This is a genomic window from Halorhodospira sp. M38 (assembly GCF_022227985.1).
In the GTDB taxonomy this organism is placed as follows: Bacteria; Pseudomonadota; Gammaproteobacteria; order Nitrococcales; family Halorhodospiraceae; genus Halorhodospira; species Halorhodospira halophila_A.
Genome location: NZ_JAJNQP010000001.1, coordinates 1 through 12,998 on the forward strand (window position 1 = coordinate 1; position 12,998 = coordinate 12,998).

A 12,998-nucleotide genomic window follows, 5' to 3' on the forward strand; every position below is an offset into this window, starting at 1 on the left:
CGGCCGGATCAGCCCTCGCCGTCCGGCAGCTGCCGCAGGTTCGACTGGATCGCCTGCGCCTCTTGGGAGTTCGGCGGTACGACGTCCAGAAGCTCTTCCCAGTAGGATCGGGCCCCCTCGTAGTCCGCGTTGTTGTAGGCCGCGGTACCAGCCAGCCACAGCGCGCGGACGTTCTCCGGATCGATCTCCAGGGCGCGCTGGAGATACTCCATGGGTTCACCCTGCAGGTTGCCGGTGGTCGCCGCCAGGATATCGGCGTACTCGGCGAGAAGGTTGGGGTCGTCGTCCGCACCCAGATCCAGCGCCCGCCGGAAGGCGTTCTCGGCCTCGTCGAGGTTCTCCAGGTAGATCATGGTGCGGCCGTAGAGGACCCATCCGGTGGGGTCGTCGGGGCTCTGCTCCAGACGATCACGCAGCTGTTGCGCCATGGCCTCGATCTCGTCCGGGTCGTGCTGTTGCGGCTGCCCCGGTGCGCCAGACTGCTGCTGGCGATCCGGCGTGGTCGGAGTGCCAGCCTGGGTGAAGGCGCGCTCGTCGCCAAGGGAGTGGTACATGGACAGCGCCAGCACCGGCACGGCCACGGCACTAACGGTGGCCGCCGCGATGACCACCCCGCGGCGGGCCCGCGGCAGATAGCCGGCTTGCTCCTCCTCGCTGTCGATGGCCCCGCTCTGGACCAGGTCCCGGTCCAGGTCGGCGACCGCCGCGTCGTACTGCGCCCGGCTCAGGGTGCCGTTCTCCAGATCCTGGTCCAGCTCACGGATACGGTCCCGGTGGATCGTCGCATTGACCTGCCGACGCGACTGGGTCCGCGTCCGCGCCGCATCCCGCAGCAGCGGGAAGAGCACGAAGATCAAGGCGAGGGTGCAGAGGACCACAACGGCCCCTACGAAGGCTCCACTCATCGATTCCCCCTTGGGTTAGTCGCCGCGCCGGAAACGTTCCAGCGCCCGCCGCTCGGATTCGGTCAGATCAGTCTGCGCCGCCTTCTGCTGACGGTGGCGGATGACCTGCAGCCACGCCACGCCGCCGATGACCAGCAGCAAAAAGGGGCTGACCCAGAGCAGGGCTGTGTTCATCTGCAGCGGCGGGTTGTAGCGGACGTAGTCGCCGTAGCGCGCCGTCATGAAATCGACGATCTCATCCTTGTCGTAGCCATCGACGGTCATCTCGTAGACGCGGCGGCGCATGTCCCCGGCCAGCTCTGCCGGCGACTCGTAGATGGTCTCGGTCTGGCAGACGGTGCAGCGCAGCTGCCGGACCAGGGTGTAGTACTGCTCTTCCTGCTCTTCGGTCTCGAAATCCAGCGGCTCGCCAATGGAGACCGCGCCGGCCGGCGCGGCCACCGCCGCCCCGGCGAGCAGGAAAAGCGCCACGAGCAGCCCTCGAAGACGCTGCCCGGTGGTGTCGCCGCGGCGCGCCTGCGACGCTGCAACCAGAGTTACGCTCATGACCGCTCCGCCTCCAGTTCCTCGATCAAGGGCAGGATGTCGTTGCGCAGTACCTCGGCGTTCACCGGCCCGATGTGCTTGTGCCGGATGACGCCTTCGGCGTCCAGCAGATAGGTCTCGGGGGTGGCGTACACGCCCCATTCCATGCCCGCCTCCGCCCGCGGATCGTAGGCGATCTCGCGGAACGGGTCGCCGAAGAGATCCAGGTAGCGCTGGGCACTCTCCCGGCTGTCACGGTAGTTGAAGGCGTGGATGGCGATGCCCCGCTCAGCCAGCTGGCGCCAGTAGGGGTGCTCATGGCGGCAGCTCTCGCACCAGGACGCCCAGACGTTGACCAGGGCGATCTCGCCCACGAAGTCCTCCCGGGTCAGGGTGACCCCGGAGTCGCGCAGCGACTCCAGCTCGAAGGCTGGTGCCGGTTGGCCGACCAGCGGCGAGGGCAGGCTGCGCGAGTCCAGGCTCAGGCCCACGTAGAGCAGGCCGAGGACCGGCAGGGTCAGCAGCAGCGGCAGCAGCAGTCGCTTGTTCATGATGACGGCTCCTGCGCCGAGGCCGGTCCCACCACGCGGTTGTCGTTGCTGTCGACGTGGGCCTCGGAGACCGTGCGCCGGTCGCTGGCCATGCGGTAGCGGCGATCCGCGGCCGCCAGGAAGCCGCCGAAGGCCATCAGCAGGCATCCGGTCCACATCCAGAACATGTACGGCTTGTAGTAGAGCCGCATGGTCCACGCCCCCTCGCCCAAATCATCACCCAGCGATACGTAGACATCGCGGGTCATGCCGCGGTTCAGCGAGGCCTGGTGCATGGGCATCTGCGGCTGCGAGTCGTAGTAACGCAGCTGCGGGTGGAGGACGTCGATGACCTCGCCGTCCTGATTGAGGACCTCGACGGTGGCCTGCTGGGCATCGAAGTTCGGCCCGCGGACCACCTCGCTGTCGAGCATGCGGAACTGGTATGCCCCGGCGGTGGCCGTCTCACCCGGGGCCAGGCGTACGTCCCGCTCGACCTCATAGGTGTTGACCATGGCGATGGCCATGACCACCAGGGCCAGGCCGCCGTGGGCCAGGTGCATGCCGAAGAAGCTCGGGCGCAAGGCCGCCTGCAGCGCCTTGCCAGCCCCCTGTTGACGCCGCCGGCTGAAGCGCCGGAACAGGTCCACCGCAGCGGTCAGCAGGATCCACGCCGCCAGGCCGAGGCCGAGGGCGGTGAGCGGGTTCCAGGCGCCCATGGTCAGCGGCCAGACGCCGCCGATCAGGGCACTGACCAGCAGCACCCAGCGCAGCTGGCGGACCGTCTCCATGGGGTCCGACTGTTTCCAGGAGACCACCGGCCCGATGCCGATCAAAAACAGCAGCGGTAGCATCAGCGGCATGAACACCGCATCGAAGTAGGGCGGGCCCACCGAGATCTTGCCCAGGTCAAAGGCGTCCAGGGCCAGCGGGTAGAGAGTGCCGATGGCGATGGCCGCGCAGGCGACCACCAACAGCACGTTGTTCGCTAGTAGCAGCGATTCCCGCGAGTACCAGCCGAATACGCCGCCCAGTCCCACCTTGGGGGCACGCCAAGCGTAGAGGGCCAGGGACCCCAGCAGGGTGACCGCCAGGATAGCGAGCAGGAAGACGCCGCGGTCGGGGTCGGTGGCGAAGGCGTGGACCGAGGTGATCACGCCCGAGCGGACGATGAAGCCGCCGAGGACGGTCAGCGCGAAGCTGACGATGGCCAGCATCACGGTCCAGACCTTGAAGCCGCCGCGTTTCTCGGTCACCGCCAGTGAGTGGATCAGTGCGGTGGCCGTGAGCCAGGGCAGCAGAGAGGCGTTCTCCACCGGGTCCCAGAACCACCAACCGCCCCAGCCGAGCTCGTAGTACGCCCACCAGGAGCCGAGGCCGATGCCCAGGGTCAGAAAGCCCCACGCTGCCGTAGTCCAGGGGCGGGACCAGCGTGCCCAGGCAGCATCGAGGCGGCCGCCGATCAGCGCCGCGATGGCGAAGGCGAAGGCCACGGCCAGACCGGTGTAGCCGATGAACAGCAGCGGCGGGTGGATGATCATCCCCGGGTCCTGGAGCAGCGGATTCAGGTCCGTGCCCTCGGTCGGCGCCGGGAAGATGCGCTCGAACGGGTTGGAGGTCAGGGCGGTGAAGGCGATGAACGCCACCGCCACCATGCCCAGCACCGCCAGCACGCGGGCCAGCATCTCCCGCGGCAGGGCGCGGCTGAACACCGCCACGGCCACGGTCCAGGCGCCCAGCGTCAGCACCCAGAAGAGCATCGAGCCCTCGTGACCGCCCCAGACGCCGGTGATCTTGTAGACCAGCGGCAGCGCTGTGGCCGAGTTCTCGGCCACGTAGCGGATCGAGAAGTCGTTGGTGACGAAGGCCGTCGTCAGGATCAGGTAGGCGGCCAGCAGGAAGACGAATTGACCGATGGCCAGCGAGCGGCCGGAGTCCATCAGTCGGGCATCCCCGGTGGCGGTACCGATCAGCGGGAGGATGGACTGGATGACGGCCAGGCAGAAGGCCAGGATCAGGGCAAAGTTGCCGAGTTCACCAAGCATCGTCAGTAATCCCCGACTTCATCGACGGAGTGTTCGACCCGGTCCAGGGCCTCCTGCGCCTCGGCCGGCATGTAATCCTCATCATGGCGGGCCATGACGTTATCGGCCTTGAACACCCCGTCGGAGGTGATCCGGCCCTCGACGACCACGCCCTGACCTTCGCGGAAGAGGTCGGGGAGGATGCCCTCGAACTCGACGGGTACGCTCGCCTCGGTGTCGGTCACGTGGAAGCGGACCCGGGTGGAGGCGCTGTCACGCTCCACGGAGCCGTCCTCGACCAGTCCGCCGATGCGAAAGTGCCGTTCCGGCATGTCGGACTTGGCCATCACCTCGGACGGCGTGATGAAGAAGGTCATGTTGTCACGGAAGGCATTGAGCACCAGCGCCGTGGCAACGCTCACCCCGGCGACCACACCGAGTACCAGGAACAGCCTCTGGTGTCGCTTCTTCATCGTTCACTCCCCCTGCGATTGTGCGGCGGTCGTGCGCCGCGACTGCCGCTGAAGCATGGTCTGCAGGTGACGGCGGCGGCGGCTGACCAGCAGCCACTCGACGAGCAGTACCGCGGCCACCATGCCGAACGACCCCCAGACGTAGGGCGCGTGTCCGCCCATGGCCAGAAAATCACCGATTCCGTCCCACATCAGGCTTCTCCTCCGGACTCCGCGATGCGCTGTTCACGCGCGGTCTCGTCAGCAGCCCGCTCGCGCTGGTCGCGGGTGAGGGTGCCGGCGGCTGCCGCCCGGGCCCACTCCTTGCGCGACTCCCGGCTCATGGCCTCGGCCTGGGCGCGTCGCAGCACGATGGCCGCCGAGTAGATCCAGAAAGCCGCGGTCATCAGCAGCAGCGCAGCGAGCATCGAATCGGCCATGCTCGGCCCGTCCGTCCGGATGACCGAGGCGCCTTGGTGCAGGTTGTACCACCACTCTACGGAAAAGTAGATTATCGGCACGTTGACCGCGCCGACAATAGCCAGCAAGGAGGCGGCCCGACCGCCTTTCTCGCGGTCGTCCGAGGCGGCGTGCAGCGCGATGTAGCCGAGAAAGAGGAAGAGCAGGATCAGCGTCGAGGTCAGCCGCGCGTCCCAGACCCAGTAGGTGCCCCAGGTGGGCGCGCCCCACAGGGCGCCGGTCCACAGGCCCAGGAAGGTCATCAGCGCTCCGGTCGGGGCGATAGCCCGGGCCATGATGTCGGCCATCTTGATCCGCCAGATCAGGTAGATCGCCCCGTATAAGGCCATCAGTAGATAGAGGAACATCCCCATCCACGCCGCCGGGACGTGGATAAACATGATCCGGTAGCTGTTGCCCTGCTGGTAATCCGGGGGTGCGACAAAAAACCCCACGTAAAGGCCTGCCACGGCGAACAGGGCAGCGGCCGCCCAGAGCCAGGGCACCAGGCGCTGGGCCAGCACGTGGAAGTTGGCTGGTGCCGTGTACTTGAGCCAGGGAATGGGTCGAGCGGTCATGCAGTTATCCCGTCGTTCTCCGTAACGCGTCTACGTCACTACGCCTTCGATCCCGGAAACGGGTGTCAAGTTCCCGTTACGCGGATGCTCTCGTCTCAGTCCAGGGCAATGCGCAGCGCCCCGGCGATCGCCAGGGGCACCAACGGCAGCGCCAGGGCCAGCATGGCACCGAGCAGCGACAGGTGCGCCTGATAAGAGGCGTCGAACATCGCCTCTGAAACCGCCCCCGCGCCCAGCACTAGGACCGGCACATATAGGGGCAGGATAAGCAGTGCCATCAGCGCCCCGCCGGCCCGCACGCCCAGGGTCATGGCGGCCCCCACCGCGCCAAGCAGGCTCAACACCGGGGTCCCGAGCAGCAATGATAGCGCGAGTACCAGCAGTTCCGCCCCCTCCAGACCCAGCGAGTAACCCAGGGCCGGGGAGAGAATCACCAGCGGCAGCCCCAGGGCCAGCCAGTGAGCCACGACCTTGGCCAGCGCCACCAGGGCAAGGGGCTGTGGCGACAGGGCCAGTTGCTCCAGGGTGCCGTCGCGCCAGTCATCGGCGAACAGCCGGTCCAGCGAGATGAGGCTGGCCAGCGCTGCCGCCACCCACACCCCGCCGGGCGCTAGCGTGCGCAGCTTGTCCGGCTCGGGGCCGATGGACAGGGGAAAGAGGGTGATGACGATCACGAAGAAGGCAACGACGGTCAGTACGTCCTGACGGCGCAGGACGATGAGCGAAACGTCGCGCCGCAGGAGTGTCCAGAGAGACCTCACCATGGTGTCGTTCTAGTCCAGATCGAGGATGCGCGGCTCGGGCAGGCCGTCGATGGATTGATGGCTGGTAGTGATGACCAACCCCCCGTGCTGCAGGTGGCCGGCGATGCGCTCGAAGAGCCACGCAACGGCGCGCCGGTCCAGGGCGGTCAGCGGCTCGTCGAGGATCCACAGTCGCGCCGGCGAGAGCAGCAGGCGGGCCAAGGCCGTGCGTCGGCGCTGGCCCTGGGAAAGGTACCGGACTGGGATGTCCTCGCGTCCGGCGAGGCCGGCCTGCTCGAGGGCGTCGAGGCGTTCGTCCAGAGAGCTCGACTCACCGCGCAGCCCCTGGTGGACCTGCAGGTTCTCCAGTGGGGTCAGCTCGTCCTTGACGGCGTCGCGGTGGCCAACGTAAAGCATTTGCCGGCGGGCCCGGTCATCGAGCCGGCGGACCTCCTGATCGAGCCAGTGGATGCGCCCACGGGCCGGTTCGGTCAGGCCGCAGAGGGTGCGCAGCAACGTCGTCTTGCCGCTGCCGTTGCGCCCGCGTACGAAAAGTAGCTCGCCGGGGCCGAGGGCGAAGGAGACCTCCTCGAAGAGGAACTCCTCGCCGCGGCGGCAGGCCAGGTGCTCGACGCGCAGGCGGCTGGCCGCAGCGTCGGTCTCGCCGCGAGTGTACTGGTTGTTCGGTGTATCGCTGCGTAGGGCGTCCATCGTCGGTCCCGGGTTGCCTCCGATGCCCTGTGGCGATCGCGCTCAGGGTATAAAAAAGGGAGCGCCAGCCGGCGCCCCCTCGTCGCTCCGCCTGGCAGGCGGAGCCGCTCGCCGAAGTGCGAGCAGCTTACGCCGGTGCGTAGACCGAGCACCAGCCCTCGCCGTGCACCAGCACGTCGGTGAAGCTCGGATGCTCGCAGTAGCCCCAGTCGCCGTCCACGTAGTCGACCCAGAACTGGCAGTTCTCGCACAGCTGCCCTTCCTGGAAGCGGGCGTGGTCGGTGTCGGCGGCGTCGTTCACGTAGTCGTGATCGTGGTCATCCTCCGCCTTGGGCAGGTCTTCCACGTCATCGGGCAGGCCGGCAACGGCGGTGCCCTTGGTCACCAGCGTGGCCAGCGGAATGGCGGCCACGGCCATGGCGCCGTTCTTGAGGAACTTGCGGCGGTCACCGTCGATCGGGTTGCTCATGCTCACCCTCCTGTCGGTTTTCTCTTGGGTGTCACGGTGGGACACGGACTTTATCATTTGGTTCCGCGCCGCCCCCCGGGGCGCCGTTCCAAGCGGGGGGGGGGGTCGCGATTCATGTCCGCGCCACGCAAGCTGTAACCTTACTGGTCCATCCACCGCCAAGGCAAACGGAGTCAGACCCTGAGACGTCGATCGACACTGCTGCGCCTGGTGCGCATGCTCGAGCCGTACCGCTGGCGCCTGGCCGCTGCGGCCGCAGCGCTGCTCGTCGCCGCCGGAGGCGTGCTGGCCATCGGCCAGGGGCTTCGGCTGGTCATCGATCACGGGTTCGCCGATGGCGATGCGGCGATGCTCGATCGTGCGCTGCTGGCGACCCTGGCGATGATCCTCATCCTGGCGCTGGCCTCGGCAACCCGCTACTACCTGATCACCTGGATCGGCGAACGGCTGGCCGCGGATCTGCGCGAGCAGCTCTTCCGCCGCCTGCTCCGCCTGGAGCCGGCCTTTTTCGAGCGCACCGGGGCGGGCGAGGTCCAGTCCCGGCTGACCGCCGACACCACGGTCCTGCAGAATCTCTTCGGCTCGGCGCTGTCGATCGCCCTGCGCAACGCCCTGACCTTCGTCGGCGCCCTGTTGCTGCTGTTCGTCACCAGCCCGCGCCTGGCCACCCTGGTGGTGGTGGGCATTCCGCTGATCCTGATCCCCATCCTCTGGTTCGGGCGGCGGGTGCGCAGCCTCTCTCGGGACAGCCAGGACCGGGTGGCTGACGTGGGCCGTTTCGCCGGTGAATCGCTGCACGCCATCGGCACGGTCCAGGCCTTCGGCCATGAGGCCGAGGACCGCAAGCGCTATGCCGAGCGGGTGGAAGAGGCCTTCGCGACCGCCATCCGTCGGACCTGGCAGCGGGCGTGGCTGACCGGCGTAGCCCTGCTCTTCGTCTTCGGCGCGGTCGGTGCTGTGCTCTGGCAGGGCGGTCACGATGTGCTCGCCGGGCGCATGACGCCGGGGGAGCTGTCGGCGTTTGTCTTCTATGCGGTGCTGGCCGCCGGGTCGGTGGCCGCCATGGCCGAGGTGGCCGGAGAGATCCTGCGTGCCATGGGGGCCACCGACCGCATCTTCGAGCTGATCGATGCGGAGCCGCGGATCCGGGCTCCGGACCGCCCGCGAGCGCTGCCGCACCCGGTGCGCGGGGAGGTGCGCTTCGACGCAGTGACCTTTGCCTATCCGGCTCGCTCCGAGCAGCCCGCCCTGCGCGAGGTGAGTCTCTGCGCCCGGCCCGGCGAGCGACTGGCCCTGGTGGGACCATCGGGTGCGGGCAAGAGCACACTCTTGCAGTTGCTGCTGCGCTTCTACGACCCGGATGCCGGGCGCGTACTGCTCGACGGGGTCGATCTGCGCGATCTCGATCCGGCGCAGCTGCGCCGTTGCACGGGACTGGTGGCCCAGGAGCCGGTGCTTTTTACCGGCACCGCCGCCGAGAACATCCGCTACGGCCGCCCGGAGGCCAGTGATGACGAGCTGCGTGCGGCGGCAAGGGATGCCAACGCCCTGGCGTTCCTTGAGCAGCTCCCGCAGGGGCTGGATACGGAGCTCGGCCCCGGAGGGGTGCAGCTCTCCGGAGGCCAGCGCCAGCGGGTGGCGATTGCCCGCGCCATCCTGCGTGACCCGGCGGTGCTGCTCCTCGATGAGGCCACCAGTGCCCTGGACGCCGAGAGCGAACGGGCCGTGCAGCAGGCCCTGGAGCGTCTCATGGCCGGGCGGACCACACTGGTGATCGCCCATCGACTGGCCACCGTGGTGGCGGCCGATCGCATCGTGGTCCTGGATCAGGGTCGGGTCGAGGCTCAGGGGACCCACCGTGAGTTGCAGGCGCACAGCCCGCTCTACCGGCGTTTCTGTGCGCTGCAACTCGGCGCGACCGCCGGGTCGCAGGTCAACGGCGGGGTGGGCGTGTCATAATGTCGCAGACGATCGGGGAGGAGCCATGCACCGGGTGACCGAAGAGCCCATCGCACTCGAGCCGCTGCTCGCCGATACCGCCGACCCCGCGGCCGGCGCCCTGGTGGTTTTCGGCGGGACGGTCCGCGATCACCACGAGGGGCGGCGCGTGGCGGCGATTGCCTACTCGGTGTACCGCCCCATGGCCGAGCGCGTGCTGGCCGAGCTGGAGGCCGAGGTGATCGAGCGCTTTGGTGTCCGGGCTTGTCGCATCGTCCATCGCGTCGGCGAGTTGGCCATCGGTGAGGAGAGCGTCGTCGTCGTGGTTCGAGCTGCCCACCGGGGTGAGGCCTTTGAGGCGGCCCGCTACGCCATCGACACGCTCAAGGTGCGGGCGCCATTCTGGAAAGACGAGCATTATGAGGACGGAACCCGCGCGTATCAGCAGGGGGTGCCGCTGACCCCCCTGACCGGCGCGGATGGGAAAACGACTGCCGGGGGAAAGGTATGACGAATCTCACCCGTGAGGCCGTGGAGCAGGCTCTGCGCCAGGTCCGGGATCACTATCTGGGCACCGATCCGGTCTCGGCCGGCTGCGTTGACGAGATCGCGATCGACGACGAGAGCGTTCGGGTGGTGGTGCAGCTCGGCTACCCGGCCGGGGGCTATCGCCAGACGCTGGGCGAGGAGCTGCGTGCCGCCATCGAGCAGGGGACCGGCGCGCAGCAGGTGCAGATCTCGGTGCAGACGCGCATCCACGCCCATGCGGTTCAGCCGGGCGTCAAGGCGCAGGACGAGATCAAGAACATCATCGCCGTCGCCTCCGGAAAGGGCGGTGTGGGCAAGTCGACGGTCACGGCCAATCTGGCCCTCGCGCTGCAGGCCGATGGCGCCCGGGTCGGGGTGCTCGACGCCGACATCTACGGGCCGAGCCAGCCGCGCATGCTCGGTGTGCGTGGCCAGCCGGAGTCCCGGGACGGCAAGCACATGCAGCCGATGCTCGGCCACGGCATCCAGGTGATGTCGGCTGGCTTCCTAGTCGATGAAGAGACCCCGATGATCTGGCGAGGGCCCATGGTGACCCAGGCCCTGGAGCAGCTGCTCACCGAGACGGCCTGGGAGGGGCTTGACTACCTCATCGTGGACATGCCGCCGGGGACCGGGGATATTCAGCTTACTCTGGCCCAGAAGGTGCCGGTCAGTGGCGGCGTGATCGTCACCACGCCCCAGGACATCGCGCTGCTCGACGCACGCAAGGGGTTGCGCATGTTCGAGAAGGTGGATGTAGCCGTGCTCGGTATCGTCGAGAACATGAGCACGCACATCTGCTCGAACTGTGGCCATGAGGAGCACATCTTCGGCAGCGGTGGCGGCGCCGCCATGGCCAGCCAGTACGGGGTGCACCTGCTCGGATCGCTGCCGCTGGATATCACCATCCGCGAGCAGTCGGACAGCGGCCACCCCACCGTGGCCGCCGACCCCGACGGGCGGATCGCTACCGATTACCGGCACATGGCGCGCAGCGTCGCGGCCCAGTTGTCGTTGCGCGAGCGCAGTTCCGGCAGCGCCTTCCCCAACATCGTCGTCGGTGATTCCTCCGAGTAGCCAGCGGCCAGCCGGGCGCGTTGTCTAGCGCGCCCGGCTGGTAACGTAGGCGGCGAAGCGATCGAGCAGCGCCGTCGCCTCCGGCGTGGCCGCGACCTGGCGATAGAGCGCGCGCGGGTCGAAGCCCTCCCGGCGCAGATCCGGGCGGCGATGGAAGATGTAGCCGCGGGTGATGGCGGTGTCGAACTCCGGGTGGAACTGGACGCCCCAGGCGTGACGCCCCCAACGGAACGCCTGGTGGGCGTCGTGCTCGTTGGCGGCGAGAACGACGGCGCCCTCGGGCAGTTCCAGCACCGACTCCTCGTGGGTGACGTGGGCTGCGAAGCGCTCCGGCACGGGGGCGAACAGGGGGTCGTCGGCGCACGGTGCCAAGCGCTCGACGCCGACGGTGCCGATCTCGCGGCCGCGTGGGTTGGGACCGGCGCGGCCGCCGAGGCCGTGGGCCAGCAACTGGTGGCCGTAGCAGATACCGAGGATCGGGATATCTTTGCCGGCGGCTTGCGCGAGCCAGTCGGCGGCGGCTTCGCTCCACGGTTCACGATGCGAGACCATCGCCGGTGAACCAGTGACCACGATACCGGCCGGGTGAGCCGGTTTCGGCAGGGATGCGGGTCCGGCGGTGGCGTCCACGGTGCGCCAGGGAGCACGCCCCAGGCCGGCGCCGATCCAGTCCTCGAAGTCACCCTGCCGGCGCAGTGCAGGGAGGGTGCGTCCGGTCTTGACCACCCAAATGGTTCCGTCGGTGGTGTGCTCATTCGTCATGCCCGAAAGCTCCTTATCGGTCCTCTCCAATCCCGGCGTGGGGTTGCGGAGGATTGTGCTACTGGGCCAGCCGGTTGCGTCCGCCCTTCTTGGCCCGGTAAAGGGCTTGATCGGCGGCCTGTACGACGGCGTCGGCGTCTGTCGCGGTACTGCTGTCGGCGACGCCGATGCTGATGGTGATTTGCGTCTGCTGCCGCCCGCGCTTGATGCCCCGTTTGCGGCTGCCGTGCCGGTCATCGGCCGGCCGGTCGCTACCCCGGAGGCGGAACGGGGTGCTGGCGATCGTCTCGCGCACCGTTTCCAGCGCCTCGACGACCTGCTCCGCGGTGCGCCCCGGGAAGACGACCGCGAACTCCTCGCCACCGTAGCGGAAGGGGTGCCCGCCCGCGCCGACCCGGCCGATGCTTGCCGCCACCCGGCGCAGCACCTGGTCGCCGACTTCGTGCCCGTGGGTGTCGTTGAAGGACTTGAAGTGGTCGACGTCGGTCATGGCGATGGCGTAGCTTCCGCTCAGTCCCTGCGTCAGGCTGTCCATGGCGCGCCGGTTCGGTAGGCCGGTGAGCCCGTCGCGGAACGCCATGCGGTGGGCTTCCTGTAAAACGGCGACAAGCAGGAGGAAGAGGGCAACCGCGCCCAGCAGGGTGGGCAGCACCAGCTCGCCGCCCCTTGCAAGGGCCAGTTCCAGGCCGAGGGTGGTGGTCAGCAGCGCGCTGAAAGCGCCCACGTGGGGCGGGGTGGGGTCGAGCAGGGCCCACAGGAGCAGGCTCGCGGCGGCCAGCGCGGCGAGCAGCAGGCCCTGTTCGGGCAGGCTGCTCCAGTCGGCCAAGCCAAGCGGCAGGAAGGTGGTGGCGGCCAGTGCTTCCAGCCAGTCGGGCTGGTAGCGGAACAGGCCGAGGACGAGCAGGGCTTGCAGCGCCAGGGCGGCGCAGCGCCACAGCCCGGCTCGGCTGAGCAGGCCCCGGTCATCGAGCAGGGTCAGGATCAGGAGGTTGATCGGCAGCAGGATGGCGGCCGCCGTGACCCCGTGGGCCGGTGACGGCGCAACGCCGATCCCGCTGATGGCCAGGCTGATGGCGGCGGCCTGCAAGGCCAGGTTGGCGCGCCGGTAGAGCAGGGCCAGCACCGCCACCATGCCGCCGGCGATGGCGAGGAACTCGAACGAGTGGGCCTCCAGCAACGCGATCGCCGGGCGCGGGAAGGGGGCGTCAAGCAGGACGATCCAGGCCGCCAGGGCGGCCAGGAACAGCAGGTGAAGCAGCCAGGTCGAGCTGAGCAGGCGTTGCACGGCGGCCATTGC

At 68.6% G+C, this 12,998-nt stretch carries 15 protein-coding genes; 3 read left to right on the plus strand and 12 right to left on the minus strand.

Translation table 11 applies throughout. From position 1 onward, the window contains the following. Positions 1-8: 8 nt before the first annotated feature. The 10 genes from ccmI to LRA98_RS00050 form a co-directional block, all read right to left on the minus strand. Positions 9-905, minus strand: a complete 897-nt coding sequence (gene ccmI / locus LRA98_RS00005; protein WP_238633919.1) for a c-type cytochrome biogenesis protein CcmI — start codon at positions 903-905, stop codon at positions 9-11. A 15-nt stretch (positions 906-920) separates the two neighbouring features. Then, positions 921-1,451, minus strand: coding sequence for a cytochrome c-type biogenesis protein (locus LRA98_RS00010; RefSeq protein WP_201170428.1), 531 nt, complete (start codon positions 1,449-1,451; stop codon positions 921-923). Further along, positions 1,448-1,981, minus strand: a complete 534-nt coding sequence (locus LRA98_RS00015) for a DsbE family thiol:disulfide interchange protein (RefSeq protein ID WP_238633920.1) — start codon at positions 1,979-1,981, stop codon at positions 1,448-1,450. The genes LRA98_RS00010 and LRA98_RS00015 overlap by 4 nt, the downstream gene beginning before the upstream one ends. Then, positions 1,978-4,005 (minus strand): heme lyase CcmF/NrfE family subunit, encoded by a 2,028-nt coding sequence (locus LRA98_RS00020; RefSeq protein WP_238633921.1) that lies wholly within the window; start codon positions 4,003-4,005, stop codon positions 1,978-1,980. The genes LRA98_RS00015 and LRA98_RS00020 overlap by 4 nt, the downstream gene beginning before the upstream one ends. Positions 4,006-4,007: 2 nt before the next feature. Continuing rightward, positions 4,008-4,457 carry a cytochrome c maturation protein CcmE gene (ccmE, locus tag LRA98_RS00025; protein WP_238633922.1) on the minus strand — a complete coding sequence of 150 codons (450 nt, stop codon included), beginning with the start codon at positions 4,455-4,457 and terminating at the stop codon, positions 4,008-4,010. Positions 4,458-4,460: 3 nt separating this feature from the next. Next, on the minus strand, positions 4,461-4,649 hold the full coding sequence (gene ccmD, locus LRA98_RS00030) for a heme exporter protein CcmD (RefSeq protein ID WP_201170419.1): 189 nt from the start codon (positions 4,647-4,649) through the stop codon (positions 4,461-4,463). Beyond that, positions 4,649-5,473: a heme ABC transporter permease gene (locus LRA98_RS00035; protein ID WP_201170417.1), complete on the minus strand. Its 825-nt coding sequence runs from the start codon at positions 5,471-5,473 to the stop codon at positions 4,649-4,651. Before LRA98_RS00035 ends, ccmD begins: the two co-directional genes overlap by 1 nt. A 95-nt stretch (positions 5,474-5,568) precedes the next feature. Next, positions 5,569-6,237: a heme exporter protein CcmB gene (gene ccmB / locus LRA98_RS00040; protein ID WP_201170415.1), complete on the minus strand. Its 669-nt coding sequence runs from the start codon at positions 6,235-6,237 to the stop codon at positions 5,569-5,571. 9 nt (positions 6,238-6,246) lie between these two features. Continuing rightward, positions 6,247-6,927 carry a cytochrome c biogenesis heme-transporting ATPase CcmA gene (gene ccmA, locus LRA98_RS00045; RefSeq protein ID WP_238633923.1) on the minus strand — a complete coding sequence of 227 codons (681 nt, stop codon included), beginning with the start codon at positions 6,925-6,927 and terminating at the stop codon, positions 6,247-6,249. 127 nt (positions 6,928-7,054) lie between these two features. Continuing rightward, positions 7,055-7,396, minus strand: a complete 342-nt coding sequence (locus LRA98_RS00050) for a high-potential iron-sulfur protein (RefSeq protein WP_201241936.1) — start codon at positions 7,394-7,396, stop codon at positions 7,055-7,057. A 216-nt stretch (positions 7,397-7,612) separates the two neighbouring features. Here LRA98_RS00050 and LRA98_RS00055 point away from each other — a divergent pair, with 216 nt between their 5' ends. Genes LRA98_RS00055 through apbC form a run of 3 tightly spaced genes read left to right on the plus strand, consistent with a single transcriptional unit; the run spans position 7,613 to position 10,939 of the window. Further along, positions 7,613-9,355 carry an ABC transporter transmembrane domain-containing protein gene (locus tag LRA98_RS00055; RefSeq protein ID WP_238633924.1) on the plus strand — a complete coding sequence of 581 codons (1,743 nt, stop codon included), beginning with the start codon at positions 7,613-7,615 and terminating at the stop codon, positions 9,353-9,355. Between the two features lie 25 nt (positions 9,356-9,380). Then, positions 9,381-9,845 (plus strand): molybdenum cofactor biosynthesis protein MoaE, encoded by a 465-nt coding sequence (locus tag LRA98_RS00060; RefSeq protein WP_238633925.1) that lies wholly within the window; start codon positions 9,381-9,383, stop codon positions 9,843-9,845. Continuing rightward, positions 9,842-10,939: an iron-sulfur cluster carrier protein ApbC gene (gene apbC / locus LRA98_RS00065; protein ID WP_201241933.1), complete on the plus strand. Its 1,098-nt coding sequence runs from the start codon at positions 9,842-9,844 to the stop codon at positions 10,937-10,939. Before LRA98_RS00060 ends, apbC begins: the two co-directional genes overlap by 4 nt. Before the next feature lie 24 nt (positions 10,940-10,963). Here the strand turns inward: apbC and LRA98_RS00070 are convergent, their stop codons facing one another. Continuing rightward, positions 10,964-11,701: a glutamine amidotransferase gene (locus LRA98_RS00070; protein ID WP_201241932.1), complete on the minus strand. Its 738-nt coding sequence runs from the start codon at positions 11,699-11,701 to the stop codon at positions 10,964-10,966. A gap of 58 nt (positions 11,702-11,759) precedes the next feature. Then, positions 11,760-12,995, minus strand: a complete 1,236-nt coding sequence (locus tag LRA98_RS00075) for a GGDEF domain-containing protein (RefSeq protein ID WP_238633926.1) — start codon at positions 12,993-12,995, stop codon at positions 11,760-11,762. Between the last annotated feature and the right edge of the window lie 3 nt (positions 12,996-12,998).